Origin of the sequence: Gardnerella sp. 30-4, assembly GCF_001641215.1 — a bacterium.
In the GTDB taxonomy this organism is placed as follows: domain Bacteria; phylum Actinomycetota; class Actinomycetes; order Actinomycetales; family Bifidobacteriaceae; genus Bifidobacterium; species Bifidobacterium leopoldii.
The window spans coordinates 22,292-42,968 of sequence record NZ_LXJL01000001.1 but is presented as its reverse complement, the minus strand read 5'-3'; the positions used below and the strand labels follow the sequence as shown (position 1 = coordinate 42,968).

Below are 20,677 nucleotides of genomic sequence, written 5' to 3'. Positions count from 1 at the left end.
ATATTGTATTCATGTATGATACATATGAAGATTTATAAGTATGCGTGGTCTACTTGAAATTGGTTGGAGTGAGGAGAAATAATGGCAGAGCGTAAAGATTTACACGGTGATGTGGTACCAAGAAGAACACTTCGTAAGGCTCATGCGGTGAAGCGTTCTCGTGCTTTGCGTAAGGGAGTTGCTGGAGTTGCTGTTGCTTCAACTTTGGCAATGATGCTGCCATCTGTTGTAGCTTCCGCGCTTCAGCCTACTCAAAAAGATATTATCGATGCGTCTAATATGACGCAAAAAATGGGCAAAGGTAAGCCTGATGTAGACGAATTGAACATGCAGCGTTGGGGTGCTGGCGTGCTCAATAAGAGTGCTCAAACTCAAAAGTTTGTAGAGCTTGCGCGTCATGATGCACAAATGCAACAGTTGCGCGAGGCTGAGGGATCTCGCAAAGAGCAAGAAGATAAGAAACCTAGTGAAACTACTTCTGGTGCATCTGTGCTGAAAACGAATGCATCTCCATCTGCATTGGCTGCGTCTCCTTCTGAGCCGCTGACTAGTGTGAAAAATACCCCAGTTGCAATTTCTTCTCCCATGCCTATTATGCCTTCTGTAGGTGCTGTGAAGTCTGTAAATTCTGATAAAGCTCTTCATGACGTTCAGTCTGCTACGCCTACAAAGACTTCTGAGATTAAAAATGCAACTTTAGGCTCAAAGTCAAATGTTACTGAAAATACAGTAAGTGCTGCTGAATCTGCTACGGTGAGTGCGCCAGTGTCTAATTCTGTTGTAAAAAGTGCGACTGCTAATAGGCAAGCTCATCAAAATACTACTAATCCAGATACGACGAAGCCAGATACTGCGAAACCGGTTCAGAATGTTGATAATAAGCCGGCTACTACAAATACTGCAGCTACAAAGCCAGCAGAAGTAAAGCCAGAATCAACGCCAACTGCGAAGCCAGCAGAAACAAAGCAACCGGAAGCAAATGCTGGTGACGTTGATCCAGCTGAAAATCAGCAGCCTGCAAACGTAGAGCCAGCTGCTGCAGATGCGGCTCCTGCAGGTAATACAACTGCATCGTCTACTCCTGTAACTCCTGCAAATGCAGAATCTAACACTGGCACTGGAACTGCAGCGACCACAGGTACAGATACAATTGCACGAACCAATGCACAAGGTTCGCAAAGCAGTGCAGAAGGTGCAACTACAGGTGCCACAGGCAAAGATAAAAGCGCTACGCCTTCAACTACTGCACAAAACTCTGCTTCCCAGAATCAATCTGCTTCTACGCCGAACAATGATACAACTCACTCAACGCCTGCTTCGAACAATCAGCCAACGCCTTCACCTTCTCCTGCACCGACCTCTGGCACACCGACCTCTGGCACACCGACCTCTGGCACACCGACCTCTGGCACACAGAACGCTGGCACACCGAACACTGGCACAACAACTAATAACGCAGCAACTGATCCAGACAGCCAGGTAATTAAGCCGAATACGGATAATCCAGAGGCGAAGAGTACAGAGCAAGCCAACGAACAGGTACAAACCGACACTAAGTCAAAAGCTACGTACAATTTGCAAATTCGCTATACGATTGGCGGTGCTGCGAATAAGCAGCTTGTACAGCCTTATGAGCTTACAATTGACCAAGAAGACTTCGATAAGCTTGACAAAGATGGTAAGTACGAATACGTTGAGCTTCCGCAGGCTGCTGGATACCGTCCATCTGTATACCATTCCGGGGATTATCAGTACTACATTAAAAACGACGAAGGCAAGTTTGTTATTGACGACGGTACGGATGCGGATGCTAAGCGCTACTTGCGTTTGAGTAAGAAGCTGATTACTGAGTATGCTGTAAAGAAAAGGCCTGCTGTTGGAGCTAACAACGGCGCTCAAGCCCCGCAAGCCTCGTCATCTCAAACAACTTCGCAATCTTCATCATCTGCGCAACCGGCAGTAGAAGACGGCATTCAGTATTACGGCGAGTTGAATATCAACTACGCTCCTAAAACAGCTAAGTACTATGTGCGTCACTTGGTGCAGGATCTCGATAATAAGGATGAGTTTCACGATGCTCCAAATCTTGGCGTTGGCAAGACTATTGAAGTAACTTACAAAGATGGCAAAAAAGAACGTATCCACGTCACTGAAGTTACTGGCACTGTTGGTTCAGATGTGAGTGCTGTAGCTCTGTATATTCCAGGCTACGAGCCGGAGCATAATCTTATTAGCTCGCCACTTTCTGATTCTGAAGATGAAAAAGACAAGCTAGTTTTGAACCTTCGTTACTATCGTAAGGCGTATGAAGTTACTTACGATTCTGCTGGCGGCACGGATGTTACTGCTCAAAAAGTGTATTATGATCAGGAAGTGCCTGCGGTTCCAGAACCTACATATCGTGGTCATAAGTTCCTTGGGTGGCAGGTAGTAAAACCAGGGGATACTAATCAATCAAATACTTCTGGTAGTCCACTAATTAAAGGAAATTCTACTAACTACAAGATGCCGGATCACAATGTGCGATTCCGCGCAGTTTGGGAAGCTAACAATACTACCAGCTACCGCGTGAACGTGTGGGTACAGAAGGCGGATTTGGTAGACAAAGAGCATCCGGATTCGCTTGTAAACTACGACTTTGTTGGTCTTGTTGAGCGCACGAATGTGCAAACTGATAGCGACGTTGTGCTCGATAAGATGGATGATGCTGGTGTTGCTAAAGATACTGATGAGCTTAATGGCAAAAGCGAAACTGATTATGTAACGAGCCCGGAGCTTGGCTTAACAAAAGAAGAGCTGCAAGGTACAGATGCGAATAATCATAAAGATGGCTTAATTTCAAAGTTCAACTGGATGAACGATACGCCTGTAACAAGCTTAGACGGGTATGATACTGAGCATCCTGGTGATGTTAACAACAAGGGTAAGGACTTATTCACGCGCTACTTCCACGTGAATAAGGAGCTTACTAAAAAGCTTAACACTGAGGAACATGATTTTGTGCAAGGTCGCCCAGATTTAGGCAAACGCAGTAAAGCGAAGCTTTGCGCAAACGACTTAAACAACACTCTTAACTTAGTTTACGACCGCAATACTTATGAGCTTATTTTTGCTAAGCCTGCTGGCGTCAATAGCGGTGACAATGTTGCTATAAAAAGAAAAGATGAAAACGGCAAAACAACTATTTATTGCTATGCTGGCGGTGGCGGTTGCTCAACGAAGTATGAAGGTAAAGATGAGGATGATAATGGCGCTAAAATTAACCATAAAGGCTACCACGTAAATGTTCGTTACGGTCAAAAGCTTACTGATATTTGGCCTGATGTAAATGAATTATATTTTAGTGAAGAGGGAAAAGGCTCTTTAGGGTGGCAGCTTGGATTTGCGGGGGATGTAAAGTATCGTGACACTCCTCCGTATCGTTTTACTAAAGAAGAATTTGCTGACCCTAGTTGGCGTGTAGTGGGTAAGAACCAAGCGCCTAAAATTAGTGATGACCCTTCGAATCCTGATGCAAAACAATATGAGTTAAAAGATAATCAGCGTCTGCTTACTGCTGATAGCAGTGATCAAAGTCAGCCTATACAGGTGATTATTAGGAAGCAAAGTATTGCATCCGCTAAAAAGGGTGGTACAGCAAGCGATGACGATTATGAGCTTTCTACCGATTCTTATAGCAAAGATGATACTCCCAACACTGGCTATGATTATCCAGCTCCATCTATTGCTGGTTTTAATCCTGCTGATGGTTATGATAAGACAAAAGTTGGTGATGCGTTAGATTCAGACGACTTTAAAGATAATCTGGAAGTGTGGTATAACGAATCTCATGCTCATGGGAATTGGGATGATTTAAGTGAGGATGAGCAGAAAGCTTTTGCTAAAAAGTATCATTTAGCATTTCGAAAGTATAGGGGCGTTCCAGTAGATGAACAAGAAAATTATAAAGGTGATGAAGATGAATTTAATGATAACAAACCACTTGAGTTTAGGTACGACCGCAAGTCGTACGACGTGCAGTTTTATAATGCGGATGGCAATGCTATAACAGATGGCAATGTCGCTGCTAAAGAGAGATTGCCGTACGAGTATAGCTTGACTAAGCGCGGCAAAAAAGATTTGACGGGCGAAGACAAAGAGCTATACGGCAACGTTAAGTCTTACGATGATTCTGTAACTAAAGAGGGTGGTGATAACACCGCAACTCAGTTCGATGGCAAGTACACATTCACACTTAACGGCAAAACTTACTCCATCACTCGTCCTAACAATTTGCCAAAAGACTACGTGTTTAAAGGCTGGGCTGTTGATCAAGCTGGTAGTCAGCTTATAAATGGCGAGAGTGAAGATGCTAAAGGTGAAAGCAAAGATAAAAGTAAAGCTAAAGATGTTACAATGCCAGTTAATGGCATTAAGCTTTATGCTGCGTGGGGTAAGCCAACTAATATTAAGCACACGGTAACGTTTAACTACAATATGCCAAATACCGATGGAAACGGTAATGAGGTAGCTGGCACAAACGTAGTTAAGAAAAAGGAGTTCGCTCGCTACCATGTTATTGACGAAAAGGATGAAATAGGCACTCCAACTCGCAAAGGCTACGACTTCTACGGTTGGGAAATCAACAAGAATGGCAAAACTTTGCCGTACGCCTTTGGCAACAAAGTAGTAGAAGATATAACGCTTAACGCAGTGTGGGTGAAGGATACTCGCTACAAAGGCACTTTTAAGCATATATTCTTAAAGCCTGGATACACGATTTCTGACTATAAGAATGCTGTTACGAAAGAGGCCAAAGCTGCGATGGTAGACCATACCGCCGAGCAAACGGTTTCCGGCTTGCGCGAGCATTTGCGCTACAATGCGGAAGCAGTCTATAGTGACGAAACGCACTTCCCAGATAAGCATTTCACGAGCTTTGAAGCTTCGAGTACTGAATCTGAGAATACTGGCGAGTTTATTTACCAAACTTATAATATGCGCAAGTACAAAGTTCGCTATGTAACTATTGGTAAGGACGGTAAAGAAAAGGAGCTTCTTCCAGAAAGCGAAGTTAGCTCTGTAAATAGAAAGTATGACGTAGTATTCTACAAGCCTATTGAAGGCTTTAAGCCAGAAAATACGCAGCAGCGTATTGAATACGTTACTGATGCTTACGGCAAGCAAAAAGCTGACGATATTCGTACTATCACATTTAGATATGATGACGTACGCGTGCTTAAGCGTAAGGACGATTATCAAGCTCGCCCAGATCACTACACGCGTTACGTGTTTAAAGTGGCTGATGGTCAAGACTCTATGGGCAGCGTTGTTGACTGGCAGAACAAGGATGTAGCTGACGGCTCTGCTCTTGTGTACGACGCAATTAAGGGCACAAAAGCTTATCAAATGCCACTTCCAACAGTGAAAGCAAAGCCTGGATTTGAGTTTGCAGGCTGGACTTCGAAAGTCGGTTCGTCTGAAGTTGGCTCGCATACGCTTCAGTATTCCGATGGTGTAAATCGCTTGCCGATTCGCTCCGAAGAGCAGAACAATCCTGAGGTAATTTACACTGCTAACTTCAAGATAAAAGCTCCTGTTGCAATTGATACTAAGGTTTTGAAGCCAATAGATACTTTGAATCCGGCTGATCCAACTGCAGCTAAAGCTCTTATAACGAATGCTGATGAGTATCCAAGTGATGCTACGTTCTCATTCGGTAAAGACGAAAAGTTTGACAACACTCCAGGCTTGCACAAGATTAAAGTGCAAGTGCATCTTGATGGCAACATTGCTGAAACTGAAGTGCTGTACCGCACGCTGCCGGATTTGGTGTACGGAAGCGAGTGGGAGAAGTTTAAGGCTACTGACTACGGTAGCAAGCATAAAGACGAGTACGTGCCGATTACCTTTACCGGTAAGAACGATGAAGGCACTATTATTGGTCACGATGGAGATAATTCTAATCATCCTGATGACGGAGACACTACGCTTACTGCGTACGTTTATAAAGGTAAGGATGTTAGAATCCGCGTGCCGCAAGCTTTCGGTAAGGATCATAGTGCCGATAATTACCACTACGTGTTTAAGGGCTGGGCAACTAATGTTGTAAAGCCGACTGCTGAGAATCCGAATCCAGAGCAGAAGTACGATATCGATTCTGAAGGTCGTTATAAGGATGTTAAGGTTAACGATAATTCCGGCATAACTTATAACGCTGTTTACAAGAAGATTGAATACTTCTCGAGTTCCTCTGACGGCGGTGAAGTTCCTAAAGATGCTGTAGTTGCAATCTTCAAGCCTGCTCCAGGACGATTGTGGAGTGACGGCACGAGTGGACCTAAAGTGTTCTACGTAAAGAAGGGCACTGATATTTCCCAAATTACGAAGATCATTAATGGAAAGCAAGTGAATGTTCTTGAGATGCTGAAAGGCAGTCTCACTGGAGCTACTGGCACTTGGAAACGAAGCAGTATGCTTAATGACGGTAAGAAAGTTACTGAAGTTAAAGATGTTGCTGACGTGACCGGTGATTGGAAAGATGGCTGGAAAGTCAATGAACCATTCCAAGAGTTCGTGGCAGATCAAACCCCTTGGACAGAGCCAGCAGTGCAGACTGATTACCTTGTTGCTGTGCAAGATGACCCTGACACGCTTCCAAAGCTAACCGATTTTATAACTAATATGCCTCAACTCAAAGCAGATGCTGCTGTGAATAATGGCATAGAAGACATAAAAGTCGAATACGATTTACCAACTGAAGCTGAACAAAATAAGTTTAAACAAAAAATGCTTAAGAAGCCTGCTTTGTACACTGTTCCTTTGAAAGTTACAGTTAAGTATAAGGATGCAGTGGATTACAAGGCTTATAGACTTGTAGGACGCTTAAAAGTGCTTTATCAGCTTATGTATCCAGAAAGCTTGCCGAAGAATGATAGTCAACAGTCGAGTTTGCAAACTGGTGCTAATGCTGAACGCAAACTAGTTTTTGATAAGACTAAGTATGTTTCAGTCAACTTTATAAATGCTCAGAGTGATAATAAGTCACCAAATGGCAAGGGTGAATTTGCTGAAGGTTCGCGCGAGTTGTACTACGCGTATAAGCAATCTGCTAGTGGCGTTCGTGCACCGCAGGTTATTGGCAAGGATTACGATGCAAAAGGATACCATTACGAGTTCCAAGGCTGGGAGATGCAGGCAGCTACTGCACCTGTAGCAAATTCGACCAACACGCCAAATATTACGAATGGTACAAATACTGCTGCATCAGTAGTCCCTGTTGTGACACTTGTTGCTACTGCGGCTCCAACACCTACTACTGTGTCGAATCCACCAAAAATTAAGCTATATTCTAGTGCTGAAATTGCTGGTATGAAGTTTAGTGGGAACACCACTTTTATAGCACGTTATAAGCTTGTGCCAAACGTAATTGACGCTTCTCAACAAGACGATATTCCAGATGGCTACGTTGCAACCATATTCCTTCCAGGATTTGGTAGAACGTGGGCTGACGGTTCGTATAAGCCAAAACTTCTGTATATTCGTCACGGAAAAGATAAAGAAGATAACATTAAGTTTGCTCAAAAAGTTGCAAACGATACTGCTGCAGAACTTTCCGGTTTTACAAAGTGGCAAATGTATGATGCAAAGAGCCGTAAGTCAAACATACTCTTACACGACAATTGGGATATCAGCAGGCCGCGCATTTTCGTTGCTGAACAAAATGGCGCTGATGGTGTGAAGATTCCAGAAACAGTTGTTGGCGTTGGAGATAAGATTCCAAACGTCAATAAGCTCGTACATAGTGCTGACCCTAAAGTGAGTGTATCTGTAGATGAGAATGCTAAGGTTGATGTTTCAAAGCCTGGAATTTCAACAATTATGGTGAATGTAACTAAGCCTACTGATGAAATTGATAAGACTACAGGAAAGCAAAAAACTGTTACAACTAAGTTGCCTGTGCATGTGTATGTTTTGCCTAACGTGATTGCAGATAACGATTTGCCGGCTAAGGGCACTGCTGCGGCTAAGTTCATAGAAAAGAACTACACGAAGGTGACGTATGTAGCTGGTAAGGGCGGAAGTTTGCAAAAATCGCCTCTTGAGAGTGCTGGCGACAAGATAGTTTCAGTATATTGGGTACGAAACGGCGCTACTAATTTGCTTATGCCAGTTCCAGATGTGCTTGCCGATAAGGGCTACGTGTTCAAGGATTGGTCGTCTAATACGACTGAAAAGCCAGCGGCTCTGGCAGATAAACGCAAGGCCACAGAAGAAGAACGAGAAGCTTTGGCTCGAATGGCAATTATGGATGGTATGCCATATGTAGCAAAGTTGATTCGTAACTCAGATAAATTTACGCTTGCTGCTTTGCAAAATCTCCTGAACGAAGCGCAAAAGCAACATGCTGCGCAAGTCTACAATGCTAAGCGTGAAGAATTAGCTCAGGTTGCTGAAAGAAATCATAAGACTGATCTAGCTTCTGAAATTCGTCAGTCTCATGATTCCTTACAAAAGATTAAGGATAAGCTTGTCCAAAATGGCATTGATGTTGACAAAGTCATTGAGCAAGTTCATGAAAAGACTTTGCTTGTAAAACTTGCTAAAGAAGCTGGACAACCATGGCTTGCCAAGCAAATTTCCAATTCTATGTATTCTTCAATAGAAGCGCTGAAGAATTTGATGCAAGAAGCAGGAATAGACTTAACATTTGCTAATCTTGAGAACGCAATTGATAGTTATGTTCTTGATGAACAGCGAGAAGTGCTCGCTGAGCTTGCTGATGAAGCAGATAAGCCATTTGTTGCAAAGATAATTCGCAGCTCCAAGAAGTCTAGTTTGGAAGCTTTGAAGCAGGTTTTGCGCAATGCTGGAGTAAATCCAGAGATTTCGCTGCCAAAGCCTCACTCAAAACACGAAATCACTATTACTGCAAACTTCGAGAAGATGGCTCCTATGAGGTTTAAGTTTAGTGGTTCTGCTCGCGAGGGTATGTTAACGAACTTTACTTTGCAAAACATGACTGAAGGATCTGGCGATGCTACTAACAAGATTACGGTAGATGGTAAGGAAGTAACCATTAACGAGTTAATCTCAAAGGTTACGAATTCTGTAAACGGTATTAACGCAACCTGCGCTGGTACTGCATGCAAGATTTCCGGCACTCCTAAGATTGTGAATGGAAAGCCAAAAGTTGAGCTAACGTTTACTACTACCGATAAGTATGGTCGCGAAGCGGAAATTGCTGTTGAAATTGATGTGATTTCTGAGAGCAAACCAAACTCTCCAACTCCAGCACCAATTCCAAGTCCAGCACCAGCGCCTGAGCAAGTTATTCCTTCTCTTGATTCTTCTACTTCATATGACGTAACTATTGAGGATGAAAAGAAGCAAGAAAAGGATCTAAAAGAAACTGTTGAAGCAAAGCTGGAATTAGCTAAAACTGGTAGCGACACGGTTTCTTCTGCATCTGCTGGTATTTTGTCGGCAGCAATCGCAGCAATTGGTCTTGCGGTGGTAAAGACTGGCAAGCACCATCGCAAGCGTCGCAATAATAAATAATTTATTTAAATTTGGAGCGTTTGAATTTTTCATGCGCTCCATTTTTATACGAATTATAAGCGCGTCGAGGGTGGTGACTAGAATAACGAAGGTTCCGGTTCACGCTTAGCTATTGGGGCTTTGCGACCCGGGTCGCCCGAATTCCATAGGAGACATTATGAAGCAGGGTATTCATCCCGACTATCACGCAGTGCAGGTTACCTGCTCTTGCGGAAGCACTTTCGTAACTCGTTCCACCGCTGATGGCGATCACATGACGGTTGACGTGTGCTCAAAGTGCCACCCATTCTATACCGGTAAGCAGAAGATTCTCGACACCGGCGGCCGCGTGGCTCGCTTCGAGAAGCGCTACGGTAAGAAGACTAAGTAGCTTTTGTGACGCCAGCCCTGCTTTCGTGTAACTCGCGGAATCGGGGCTGGCGTTTTATGTGCTAAACATGTGTGTTTAGTGTTCTACATTTAACATTTAAATTTTTGATTTACAATCCGCGTTAAGCGCGACTACAAAGGAATATGATGGCTGAGTCAGTAGAGGAACAATTCCCGGCAGCAGTTACCGCGTTAGAAGAGTATCGCGATATTGAAAGTCGCATGGGAAGTCCGGAAGTTGCGTCAAACCCGGACGCTATTCGCAAGCTCGGCCGCAGGCACGCAGAACTCGGCTCAATCGTAAATGCTTACCTAAATTACAAGCAGCTTTGCGACGATTTTGAAGCCGCAAACGAAATGGCAAGCGACGACCCAGATTTTGCTGAAGAAGCTAAGCGCTTAGAAGAGCAGCTTCCAGCAGCAAAAGAAAAGCTTCGCACGGCATTAATTCCTAGGGATCCGGATGATGCGCGCGATATGATTATGGAAATTAAAGCTGGCACAGGCGGCGAAGAAGCGGCTCTGTTTGCTGGCGATTTATTGCGTATGTACATGCGTTATGCCGAAAAGCGCGGCTGGACTACCGTAATCCAAAGCGAAAATTCAACGGAACTTGGCGGCGTAAAAGATGTGCAGCTTGCGATTCGCGCAAAAGGTACTCCTGCTCCAGAAGACGGCGTGTGGGCAAGCATGAAGTACGAGGGTGGCGTACATCGTGTGCAACGAATCCCAGTTACTGAATCGCAGGGGCGCATACAGACTTCCGCAGCCGGCGTAATCGTGTTTCCAGAAGCAGACGAAGATGACGACGAAATCGAAATCGATCCAAAAGATTTGAAGATCGACATTTTCATGAGCTCCGGCCCTGGTGGACAGTCCGTGAACACTACTTATTCCGCGGTTCGCATGACGCATATTCCAACCGGAATTGTTGTTAGCATGCAAGACGAAAAGTCGCAGATTCAAAACCGTGCGGCAGCCCTTCGCGTGCTAAAGTCTCGTTTGCTCGCTATGAAGCATGAGCAGGAGGCAGCAGAAGCGGCGGATATGCGCCACTCACAGGTGCGTTCGCTCGACCGCTCTGAGCGAATCCGCACGTACAATTTCCCAGAAAATCGTATTGTGGATCATCGCACGAATTACAAGGCTTACAATCTTGACCAGGTTCTTGACGGCGACTTGCAGCCTGTTATCGACAGTGATATTCAGGCGGATGAAGCTGACCGCTTAGCGCAAGCCAAGTAAGTAGCCGATTAAAATTTCTAAACAATTCTTAAAATGCAAGAACTTTTGCGAGTTTTGCGCGATGCTGTTAAAAAGCTTGAGTTTGCAGGTGTGGAGTCAGCAGAATATGATGCGCGCTTGCTGCTGGCTCACGCTTGCGGAGTGAGCTTAGCTGAGCTAAACAAAGCTCTGCTTATGGGTGATTACAAGAATTTTTCGCCCGATTATGCTAGCAAATATAGCGATTTTGTATCTAGGCGTGCTTCTCGCGAGCCGTTGCAGCATATTATTGGTCGCGCGTCTTTCCGCTACTTGGATTTGCGCGTTGGCAAGGGCGTTTTTGTGCCGCGTCCGGAAACAGAAGTTGTTGTTGATGCTGGCCTAGATTGGTTGTGCGAATCGCATATTAGCAAGCCTACGGTAGTCGATTTATGCGCAGGTTCGGGAGCAATCGGATTGTCAATTGCAACGGAAGTTGCAGACGCGCAAGTGTGGGCTGTAGAAAAATCTCCTGAAGCTTTTCAATATTTGCGAAAAAATTCTGAAGAAACTGCAAAGAATTACGAAAATATGCAGATTTCCAGTCGATACCATGCTGTTCTTGCAGATGCAACAAAAGCGCATATTTCAGATTTAACTCCTGAACTTCACGCAATTTGCGGCAAAGTAGATTTAGTAATAACGAATCCGCCTTACGTGCCGGAAAATCAAGTGCCGGAACAGATTGAAGTGCGAGAATATGATCCTCCGCTTGCGTTGTACGGCGGCTCTGTGGATGGCTTGCTTATTCCGGAGCAGATTATGCGCGCGGCTTTTGCGCTTCTTAAACCCGGGGGAGCTATGGTTATGGAGCATGATATTTCGCAAGGAGATGCGCTTAAAAAGTACGCGGAAAGCCTAGGTTTTGTGTGTACTCGAGTTGGAAACGACTTAACAGGCAGACCGCGATACACTTTTGCGCAAAAATATGACTTGAATCAGATATATGACTTGAATCAAATAGAAGAAAATAAGCAAAATAAACAACAAAAGCAACAAAAGAGGCAAAAATGAGCAAAATTTGCAATATCAACGGAGAATCACTGCAAATGGCAGCGCAAATTATTAACGAAGGCGGCGTAATCGTAGTGCCAACTGACACTGTGTATGGCGTTGCTTGTGACCCATTTAATGAAGCTGCAGTTGCAAAAATTTACGAGCTTAAGCGCAGGCCGCGCACGAAGGCGTTGCAAATTTTAATGAGCGGAGTGGAAGATTTAGAAAAACTTGGGCTGTATTTGCCGTCTCCGCTGGATATTTTAGGCAAAAAGTTCCTTCCGGGTGGATATTCTCCGATTGCGCGCGCTAAGAAGGACTCGGTTGCGTCCAAACTTGCAACGCTGTGCAAAACGAATGAGACTGATGAGAAAACTCAAGAAACTGAAACAACTCAAGCAATCGAATCAACTCAAGGTGTGCGCGTGCCTGATTGCCCGGAATTAATGCAAATTTTGCGCGTTACGGGCCCGCTGGCTGCTTCTAGCGCGAATCGCAGTGGTAACGAAAGTGCAGACAGCGTCGAGGAAGCATTTGAGGCTTTCGGCAACGAAATTCCGCTGTATTTGAACGCAGGTCCAACTCGCTCGCACGTGGCAAGCACGGTAGTTGGTGCGGATTCAAGCGATAAAGACGGTATTGTGATTTTGCGCGAAGGTGTGATTTCGGAGTGCGAAATTCGTAATGCGTTAAGTGAGTAAGTTTATTAACTTATTTCTGATACTAAATTTCTGGTACTAACAAATCGCTACAATCAAAATAAGCAAGCGAAAAATTTAGCAAACGCTGCTAAAACCAACGAAGTAATCGCATAGCAAAGGACGCATTTATGAGGGTATACCTGTTTATTGCAGCAATTGCAGGCGGTGCTACGTGGCTTATTATGCCGCTTGTTCGTCACCTTGCGATCCGTATGGGTGCTGTTGGCAAAGTTCGCGCTCGCGACGTGCATACTATTCCAACGCCACGTATGGGTGGTGTAGGTATGCTTTTTGGTTTTGCAGTTGCGATGGCATTCGCTAGTTCTATGCCATTTATTTCTGGGCTTTTTGCAGGAACGCACCAGCCGTGGGTTGTACTAGCAGGAGCCGTTATGATATGCCTGCTTGGGGTATGCGACGACATTTGGGATTTAGATTGGATGCTAAAGCTTGCCGGTCAGCTGCTTATAGCTGTTTTTGTAGCGTGGGGAGGGTTGCAAATCGTAACTTTGCCGCTCGGTTCGCTCGTGACGGCATCTCCAAGCGTGTCAATCGCAATAACTGCAATACTAATCGTTGCTTCAATTAATGCAGTAAATTTTGTAGACGGATTAGACGGCTTGGCTTCCGGAATTGTTGCAATTGGCGGAATCGCCTTCGCAACCTACTCCTACATGCTCGCACGCACGTCGCCATCCTACGCATCAATGGCAACTCTTATTGACGTTGCAATGGTAGGTATGTGCGTTGGATTTATTATGCACAATTGGCATCCTGCGAAACTTTTTATGGGCGATTCCGGCTCCATGCTAATCGGCTACTTAATTACTTGCGCGTCAATTATTATGACCGGTCATTTGGATCCGTCGGCTGTGCATACGAGTATTTATTTGCCTGTATTTATGCCGATTTTGTTGCCGATTCTTGTACTGTTTTTGCCAGTTCTTGACATGTGCTTGGCTATTTTTAGGCGTGTTGCTAAAGGGCAGTCGCCAATGCATCCGGATCGCATGCACTTGCATCACCGCATGCTTAGAATCGGACATTCTGTGCAGGGTGCTGTGCTGATTTTGTGGGGATGGGCGGCGCTGATTGCGTTTGGCTCTATTATGATTCTGTTCTTTAAAGCTGTGTATGTGCTTGTTGGAATGATTCTTGCTGCTGCGTTGCTTACTGTGCTCACAATGATGCCGTACTTGCGTCGCCGCCTGCCTGAACTTCGCAATTCGTAGCGTTTCGTTCGGAGTTTCGGCAAACGTCATAGCAAAAACGTATAGTAACCCTATGGCTACAACTGATATTAACACGAAATCCGTGTATGCTCCTGTTCCACCAATTTTCGAGAAGCTCGGTCTCGCTTATGACGATGTCCTTTTGCTTCCAAACGAAACTGATGTTATTCCGTCCGAAGTGGATACTTCCACTCGTCTGACTCGCGAAATTACCATGAAAGTGCCGACTATTTCGGCAGCTATGGATACTGTTACCGAGTCCGATATGGCTATTGCCATGGCGCGTAACGGTGGTATTGGAGTACTTCACCGCAATCTTTCTATTGATGATCAAGCTGCGCAGGTTGATATTGTTAAGCGCAGTGAATCCGGTATGATTACCGACCCGCTTACTGTTCACCCAGATGCTACGCTCGCCGATTTAGATAAATTGTGCGGGCGTTTCCATATTTCTGGTCTTCCGGTAGTGGATAGCGAAAATCGTTTAGTTGGTATTATTACCAACCGCGATATGCGTTTTATTGCTTCCGAAGATTACGATCGCTTGAAAGTTAAGGACGTGATGACGCGCGAAAATCTCGTCACTGGTCCTTCCGATATTTCTAAGGAAGATGCTCACCGCTTGCTTGCGGATAACAAGATTGAAAAGTTGCCTTTGGTTGATGCCGAAGGTAAGCTTACAGGCTTGATTACTGTTAAGGACTTTGTGAAGACTGAACAGTATCCGGATGCTACTAAGGATGATCAGGGCCGCTTGCGCGTTGCTGCTGGCATTGGCTTCCTTGGTGATGCTTGGCAGCGTGCGTGCGCTCTTATGGAAGCTGGAGTTGACGTGCTTGTGGTCGATACCGCAAACGGCGAGGCTCGCTTGGCTCTCGACATGATTCGTCGCATTAAGGCAGATAAGGCTTTCGACGGCGTGCAAATTATTGGCGGAAATATTGCAACTCGCCAAGGCGCACAGGCTATGATTGATGCTGGCGTTGATGCTGTAAAGGTTGGCGTTGGTCCAGGCTCTATTTGCACTACGCGTGTTGTTGCAGGCGTTGGTGTACCTCAGCTTACTGCAGTTTACGACGCTGCTCAGGCTTGCAAGGCTGCTGGTATTCCATGCATTGCAGACGGCGGCATTCACTATTCCGGCGATATTGCTAAGGCTTTGGTTGCAGGTGCTGACACCGTTATGCTCGGCGGTACTTTGGCTGGCTGCGAGGAAGCTCCTGGTGAGAAGGTTCTTCTTCACGGCAAGCAGTACAAGCTTTACCGCGGCATGGGCTCGCTTGGCGCAATGGCTCCTCGCGGTAAGAAGTCTTATTCGAAGGATCGTTACTTCCAGGCAGACGTTACCAGCTCCGATAAGGTGGTTCCAGAAGGCGTTGAGGGCGAAGTTCCATATCGCGGTCCACTTAACGCTGTGCTTTACCAATTGCTTGGCGGCTTGCATCAGTCCATGTTCTACGTTGGTGCTCACAATATTAAGGAAATGCAAGAGCGCGGACGCTTTATTCGTATTACTGATGCAGGTCTTCGTGAATCGCATCCTCACGATATTGTGATGACTGCAGAAGCACCAAACTACAGCGGTTTCCACAACTAAATCGCGTGGTGCGTAAGTTGCGCGATTAAATCGCGTATAAATCGCAACTATTTTAAACGGCGAAAAGTTACGCAAGTTACTCAAAACTTGCCTGCTTTTCGTCGTTTTTTGTTTTGACAAGACGGATAAAATTATTATATAGTTAGTGGGATATCCCACTAAAAATGAGGTGATTTTGTGGAAGTAGTGAAAGATTATGATGTTCGTCTTGATAGTAAAAAGCGTGTAACTCTGCGTGGGGCTAAATATCCTTATTACAATGTTAAAGAATGCGATAATGGTTGTATTTTATTAGAGCCTCGTGAGCTTACTATTCCAAAGAGTATATCTTCTAGAACTCTTAAAAGTATGGATGAAGCAATTCGCAATTTTAATATTGACAAAGTCTCTGAACCAGTTGATCTTTCTGACGAAGCTCGTCGTCAAGCTGAAGCCCATGAGGGAAAATCATTTAATAACACAGATGAACTTATGCAGGATTTATTAGATGCTTAAATCAGTATTTCGTACAACTCAATTCAAAGTAGTCGGTGGGAAGATGTAGGCTGATGGGTTCGAAAAAATATTAGGAAAGGAACGAAAATGGCTGAAGCTAAGGAAGATCTTACGTTTACGCCGGAAGAGTCGCGCTTAATTTGGATTGATTGCGAGATGACGGGACTCGATATTTTCCACGACGAATTATGTGAAGTATCTGTAGTTCCAACCGACTTTAATCTGAAAGTTTTGGACGACGGCATTGATTTAGTGATTAAGCCGAGCGATGCTGCTGTGGCTCATATGAACGATTTTGTGCGCAATATGCACACTTCTTCCGGACTCGTTGACGAGTGGAATAAGAACGGTTTGCCGTTAGAAGAAGCGCAAAAGCAGGTAGTTGAATACGTAAAGCGCTTCCTGCCGGCTCGCGGAAAAGCTCATCTTGCTGGAAACTCCGTCGGTTCCGACAAAAAGTTCCTCGACCGCTATATGCCAGATTTAATGGCAAATCTGCACTATCGTGTAATAGACGTAAGCACGTTGAAGGAAATTTCGCGCAGGCTTTACCCGGACGTTTACCGCAATAAGCCGGCAAAACATGGCGGTCACCGTGCGCTCGCGGATATTATTGAGTCGATTGACGAGCTTCGTTACTACCGCGATATGATGTTCGTTCCAGCTCCAGGCCCAAGTGAGTCTCAAGCAAAAGCTGGCGCACAGCACATTGAAAGCACGAGCTTGCTTCGTGACTACGAACGCCGCGGAGAGGCGCTAGAAGACGTAAATTCCGCAGAAAAGCGCGACTACTAAACACAACGCTACTATTAAATAAAGCGTGACTACTAAACGCAATAAAAGGTACTGCCAATGAAGCAATCCGAAGCTCTAACCATAATCAACGCTGGTGCAAGCGCGTTCATTACCGGCGCTCCGGGTGCAGGTAAAACCTACGTATTAAACGAAGCTATTCGCGAAATGCGAAAGAACGGTTTAAGCGTGGCTGTAACGGCTTCTACCGGAATCGCAGCAACTCATTTAAACGGTCAAACCATTCACTCTTGGAGTGGAGTTGGAGTTGCAAACGCACTTACGGATACGCTTCTTAAAACCATTAGAGCTAGGCGAGGAAAGCGCATAAAAGCCACGGACGTGCTCGTGCTGGACGAAGTTTCAATGATACACGCGTGGCTTTTCGACATGGTTGACGAAGTATGCCGAAAAGTGCGCAAAAATCCCGCTCCTTTCGGCGGGCTTCAAGTAGTTATTTCGGGCGACTTCTTCCAGCTGCCTCCTGTTAGCATTTCTATGCGAAATCGTGACGTGTTCGAGCCGAGCCCGGAGTTTATTTCGTCGCGCGAAAAGTATGCTGCAGCTGGAAAAAATCCGGAAGGCTATATTACGGAATCTTTCGCCTGGGATGCTTTGAAACCTGTTGTGTGCTATTTAACTGAGCAACATCGTCAAGACGACGGTAAGTTACTTGATGTTTTAACAGATATTCGTAGCGGTCTAGTAAGTGACGACGATAAGCAAGTGTTGGCCAGCCGTCTTGGTGAGTATCCGCAAGATGACGAAGTTGCAGTACATCTTTTCCCAACGAACGCGCAAGCAGATGGCTTAAATAATATGCAGCTTGCGGAAATTAATGCTGAGCCTCACGAATTCGTTGCAACGGAAGCAGGACCTAAAAATCTTGTTGAACGCTTAAAGAAGAATATGCTTGCTCCGGAGCGTTTAGTTTTGAAGGTCGGAGCTGCTGTGATGGCATTGCGTAATGACCAAGAAAAGCAGTATGTAAACGGCTCTGTTGGACGTGTGTTGCGTTTTGTGCCTGAATCTAAAGGTGGCTGGCCGATTGTTGAGTTTGAAAACGGAAATATTGTCACTCTTAAGCCAGCTGCGTGGGAAATGACGGACGGTGAGACTGTACTTGCTAGCGTAAATCAAGTGCCTCTTCGTTGCGCGTGGGGAATTACGATTCATAAGTCGCAAGGTATGACGCTCGATAGTGCGGTAATGGATTTGCGTAGAACTTTCGCTCCTGGAATGGGATATGTTGCGCTTTCTCGTGTGGAAAATCTGGGCGGTCTTTATTTGGAAGGTATTAACGATCGCGCGTTTAGCGTTTCAGTTGATGCCGTTCTACTAGATGGATCTTTGCGCAATGCTTCCAAACGTGCGAGTGAGATGCTTGCTAGCGATGGTGCTTCTGTATTTTTGACAGATAAGTTTGAAGGCGATTCTGCAAATCAGCAAGAGTTTGACATTTTTGGCGCTGTCAATTACGCAGATAATGAAGAGTTTTCCTTCGATGACGAGTTTTAGTGCGATTTTTTGTGGAACATTTGCGCGACGACCTGCCTGAGCGCTGCGATTTAGCGCGCGAAGGCAACTCGGAGCGGAAACTCGCTTAAGTTGGAAGTCCAGGGGACTTCCAACGCGAGTTTCGTAGCGAGCGCGTTACCCGCGCGAGCGTTTTGGTGCTTTTTTGAAACATTTGCCGTGTATTTTCTCTGGCGTTTGTTGTCGTTTTTGCGTATTTGGGAAACATTTGCCGGAGTTTTAACTGGGTTTTTGTCGCTGCTTTGGCTTGTTTGTTTAGCTGTGTAAACAAGTGTTTATGTCCTCATGCGCAAATAGATTGGAACGCATGAATTCCAATGTACTTCGTATGTCTCAGCTGTTCCTTCGTACGCTGCGCGAGGATCCTGCAGACGCGGACGTGACTTCCGCAAAACTTATGCAGCGCGCAGGCTATATTCGCAAATCTGCCCCAGGTGTGTGGACTTGGTTGCCGCTCGGACTCAAGGTTTTAAACAAGGTTCAAGCGATTATTCGCGAAGAAATCAACGGTATCGGTGCGCAGGAAGTCCACTTCCCAGCGCTTCTTCCACGTGAGCCTTATGAGGCTACAAACCGTTGGGAAGAATACGGCGACAACATTTTCCGCCTTAAGGATCGTCATGAAGCTGACTATCTTCTTGCTCCAACGCACGAAGAAGTTTTCACGCTCCTTGTTAAGGATATGTATTCTTCGTACAAGGATTTGCCTGTTACTTTGTATCAGATTCAAACGAAGTATCGCGACGAATTCCGTCCTCGCGCAGGTCTTATCCGCGGCCGCGAGTTTATTATGCAAGATGGTTACTCGTTCTCAATTGACGAAGATGGTTTGAAGTCTGCTTATGTTGAAGAGCGCGCTGCTTACGCTCGAATTTTCAACAGTTTGGGCATTAAATACGTGATTGTTCACGCTGTTTCCGGTCCAATGGGCGGTTCTGATTCTGAGGAATTCTTGGCTCCAATGCCAATTGGTGAAGATACTTTTGCTCTTGCTCCTTCCGGAAAAGCTTGGAATGTTGAGGCTCTTACCACTCCAGAAATGTCTGATGTTGATTACTCGGCAACTCCTGCAGCAGAAGCGCTCGAAACTCCAGACGCTAAGACGATTGAAGCTTTGGTTAAGGTTTCTAACGATTTGCATCCGCGTAAAGATGGCCGCGAATGGCAAGCAGACGACACTTTGAAGAATCTGATTATTGCTGTTAAGCACCCGGCTGATGCTGAGGGTGGCGAGCATGAGGAGCCATGGCGCGAAATCGTTGCTATTGGTATTCCAGGTGACCGCCAGGTAGATATGAAGCGTCTTGAAGCTCAGTTTGCTCCTGCAGAAATCGAAGAAGCAACTGAGGATGATTTGAAGTCTCATCCTGAGTTTGTTAAGGGCTACATTGGTTTTAGCGTATTAGGTCCTCAAGCTCGCAAAGAGGGTAGTGGTATTGAAAATCCTGTTCGCTACTTGATGGATGCTCACGTTGCAAAGGGAAGCGCCTGGATTTCAGGAGCTGACGAAGACGGAAAGCACGTTTACAACGCTGTTTACGGTCGCGATTTTGAGGCTGACGGCGTTGTTGAAGCAGCCCAGGTTCGTGACGGCGATATGAGCCCAGATGGTTCTGGTCCGCTTAGCTTCGAACGCGGTGTGGAAATCGGTCAGGTGTTCCAGCTTGGCTTAAAGTATTCTAAGGCTTTGGGCTTAAGCGTTCTTAACGAAAACGGTAAAGCTGTGCCAGTTTGGATGGGCTGCTACGGTATTGGCGTTAGCCGCGTGATCGCATGCTTGGCAGAAACGCATCACGACGACGCTGGTCTCGCATGGCCTATGGCGATTGCTCCAGCTCAAGTTCACGTGGTTGCAACAGGCAAAGATCAAGTTGCTTTCGATGCTGCTGAAAAGGTTGTTGAGGAGCTTAGTAAGCAGGGAATCGAAGTAATCTTCGACGATCGTCCAAAGGTTTCTCCAGGCGTGAAGTTTAAGGATGCTGAGCTTGTTGGCGTGCCGCTGATTGCTGTAGCAGGTCGCGATACCGTGAACAACGGTACGATTGAAATCCGCGATCGCAACGGCTCAAACGTTGAAGCAGTTCCAGTTGACGAAGCTGCAAGCCGCATTGTAGAGCGTGTCAAAATACTTTTGAATAAGTAAAATTTGGTGCGTA

11 protein-coding genes are annotated in these 20,677 nt (G+C 45.5%); all 11 read left to right on the top strand.

What is annotated here, in order from left to right; all coding sequences use genetic code 11:
• The first annotated feature begins 81 nt into the window (after window positions 1–81).
• The 11 genes from A5294_RS00150 to A5294_RS00100 all read left to right on the top strand — a co-directional run bounded on the left by A5294_RS00150 (window position 82) and on the right by A5294_RS00100 (window position 20,664).
• The gene (locus A5294_RS00150; protein ID WP_064340157.1) at window positions 82–9,540 is read left to right on the top strand and encodes an InlB B-repeat-containing protein; all 9,459 of its coding nucleotides are present in this window, start codon (window positions 82–84) and stop codon (window positions 9,538–9,540) included.
• Window positions 9,541–9,697: 157 nt separating this feature from the next.
• The gene (gene rpmE, locus A5294_RS00145) at window positions 9,698–9,910 is read left to right on the top strand and encodes a 50S ribosomal protein L31 (protein WP_004118797.1); all 213 of its coding nucleotides are present in this window, start codon (window positions 9,698–9,700) and stop codon (window positions 9,908–9,910) included.
• Between the two features lie 146 nt (window positions 9,911–10,056).
• Window positions 10,057–11,154, top strand: coding sequence for a peptide chain release factor 1 (prfA, locus tag A5294_RS00140; protein WP_004118799.1), 1,098 nt, complete (start codon window positions 10,057–10,059; stop codon window positions 11,152–11,154).
• Between the two features lie 33 nt (window positions 11,155–11,187).
• Window positions 11,188–12,186: a peptide chain release factor N(5)-glutamine methyltransferase gene (gene prmC / locus A5294_RS00135; RefSeq protein ID WP_064340156.1), complete on the top strand. Its 999-nt coding sequence runs from the start codon at window positions 11,188–11,190 to the stop codon at window positions 12,184–12,186.
• Complete coding sequence (locus A5294_RS00130) at window positions 12,183–12,869, top strand: L-threonylcarbamoyladenylate synthase (protein ID WP_004118801.1); 687 nt, start codon at window positions 12,183–12,185, stop codon at window positions 12,867–12,869. Before prmC ends, A5294_RS00130 begins: the two co-directional genes overlap by 4 nt.
• A gap of 128 nt (window positions 12,870–12,997) precedes the next feature.
• The gene (locus A5294_RS00125) at window positions 12,998–14,101 is read left to right on the top strand and encodes an MraY family glycosyltransferase (RefSeq protein ID WP_004107423.1); all 1,104 of its coding nucleotides are present in this window, start codon (window positions 12,998–13,000) and stop codon (window positions 14,099–14,101) included.
• A 52-nt stretch (window positions 14,102–14,153) separates the two neighbouring features.
• A complete protein-coding gene (guaB, locus tag A5294_RS00120) occupies window positions 14,154–15,698 on the top strand; it encodes an IMP dehydrogenase (RefSeq protein WP_004118803.1) in 1,545 nt (514 codons plus the stop codon).
• 177 nt (window positions 15,699–15,875) lie between these two features.
• Window positions 15,876–16,193, top strand: coding sequence for a hypothetical protein (locus tag A5294_RS00115; RefSeq protein ID WP_082851852.1), 318 nt, complete (start codon window positions 15,876–15,878; stop codon window positions 16,191–16,193).
• A gap of 87 nt (window positions 16,194–16,280) precedes the next feature.
• Complete coding sequence (gene orn, locus A5294_RS00110) at window positions 16,281–16,988, top strand: oligoribonuclease (protein ID WP_004107431.1); 708 nt, start codon at window positions 16,281–16,283, stop codon at window positions 16,986–16,988.
• A 57-nt stretch (window positions 16,989–17,045) separates the two neighbouring features.
• Complete coding sequence (locus tag A5294_RS00105; RefSeq protein WP_064340155.1) at window positions 17,046–18,503, top strand: PIF1 family DEAD/DEAH box helicase; 1,458 nt, start codon at window positions 17,046–17,048, stop codon at window positions 18,501–18,503.
• Window positions 18,504–18,828: 325 nt separating this feature from the next.
• The gene (locus A5294_RS00100) at window positions 18,829–20,664 is read left to right on the top strand and encodes a proline--tRNA ligase (RefSeq protein WP_064340160.1); all 1,836 of its coding nucleotides are present in this window, start codon (window positions 18,829–18,831) and stop codon (window positions 20,662–20,664) included.
• Window positions 20,665–20,677 lie beyond the last annotated feature (13 nt).